Origin of the sequence: Pseudomonas sp. R62, assembly GCF_000257605.1 — a bacterium.
GTDB lineage: Bacteria > Pseudomonadota > Gammaproteobacteria > Pseudomonadales > Pseudomonadaceae > Aquipseudomonas > Aquipseudomonas atacamensis.
Window position 1 is genome coordinate 1 of record NZ_AHZM01000864.1, and the last position, 1,439, is coordinate 1,439.

The 1,439-nt window shown below is 59.3% G+C and carries 3 protein-coding genes; all 3 read right to left on the reverse strand.

The annotated features are described in order from the left end of the window. Window positions 1–208, reverse strand: a 208-nt coding sequence (locus tag OQK_RS00685) for a 7-cyano-7-deazaguanine synthase (RefSeq protein ID WP_038860143.1), incomplete at its 3' end; no start/stop codon positions are given. Window position 209: 1 nt separating this feature from the next. Next, window positions 210–857, reverse strand: a complete 648-nt coding sequence (gene queE, locus OQK_RS00690) for a 7-carboxy-7-deazaguanine synthase QueE (RefSeq protein WP_016770671.1) — start codon at window positions 855–857, stop codon at window positions 210–212. A gap of 167 nt (window positions 858–1,024) precedes the next feature. Then, window positions 1,025–1,439 (reverse strand): tol-pal system protein YbgF (gene ybgF, locus OQK_RS00695; RefSeq protein WP_016770672.1); only part of this gene is annotated, 415 nt, incomplete at its 5' end.

The window sequence follows — 1,439 nt, forward strand, 5'->3', positions numbered from 1 at the left end:
CGATGACCTTGTGCTCGACCACACCCAGGTCGCGAGCAACGCGGGCGGCAGCGTGCAATTCGGCGTGCGAGCGCTGGCCGTAATCGAAGCTCATGGTGTAGCAGGCGTAGCCTTCGGCGCGTGCCATCGCCACGACGGTGGCCGAGTCGAGGCCGCCGGACAGCAAAATGACTGCACGTTTTTCAGTGGTGTTCAGTTGTTCAGTCATCTCAGCGCCCCGGCTCGTCGTTCCAAAGATATTTATGCAGCTGCAATTGCAGGCGTACCGGCAGGTTGTCCGCCACTACCCAGTCCGCCAGTTCCCGAGCATTCAGGTCGTGGTGACTCGGCGAAAACAGTACTTCGCCGGCGCGCTGGTCGAGACCGTACTGGATCAGCTTGGAGACCGCCCAGTCGTAGTCTTCCCGCGAGCAGATGACAAACTTCACCTGATCGTTGCGGGTCAGCAGTTCGATGTTCTCGTAACGGTTTCGGTGGGCTTCTTTCGAGCCCGGCGTTTTCAGATCGACGACGCGACTGACACGCGGATCGACAGCGGATACGTCTAGGGCGCCGCTGGTTTCCAGCGACACCTCGTAGCCGGCATCACACAACCGCTCAAGCAAAGGAATGGCATTCGGCTGAGCCAACGGCTCACCGCCGGTGACACAAACGTAGCGCGGACGATATCCGGCCACTTGCTCAAGGATGTCGTCGAGGGTGCGGACGGTGCCGCCGCTGAACGCATACGCGCTATCGCAGTACTGGCAACGCAACGGGCAACCGGTCAGGCGCACGAAAACCGTGGGCAGCCCTGCAGTCCGAGTTTCACCCTGCAATGAGTAGAAAACTTCGGTGATTCTCAATGTGTCTTGCATAGTCGCCACGGGCGTAACAGCTAAACAGGCTGTCCGCCTCCGTCAGGCACTTCAGGCAATCCCGCCAACGCGTAGACCACAAGAAGCGTGTTTCAGAAAAAGGGCGTGAATTCTAACGAAAAAACCCGCGACAAGCGCGGGTTTCTTCAAAACACGGATGAACAGGCTTACATGCGCTGTAAATCACGCTGGGCCAGCTGCGCGGCGGAAGTGCCCGGATATTGGGACACCACCTGCTGCAGAATGCCTTTGACCTTGTCGGTGTGACCGAGGCGGCGCTCTACGTCAGCCAGCTTGTACAGCGAGTCCGGCACTTTGTTGTGCTTGGGATACAGCTGCGAAACCTTGGCAAAGGCCTGACCTGCACCTTGCAGATCACCCTTGGCCAGGTTCACTTCGCCCAACCAGTACTGGGCGTTGCCCGCGTACTGGCTGTTGGGGTATTTGCGCAGGAAAGCGGCGAAGGCCTGGCTGGCCTTGTCGAAATCCTTGGCTTTGATCAGGTCGAAAGCGGCATCGTAATACAGCTTTTCCTTGGCCGGATCAGCCGGTTCGCTACCCGCAGCAGGGGCCTGGGCTGCC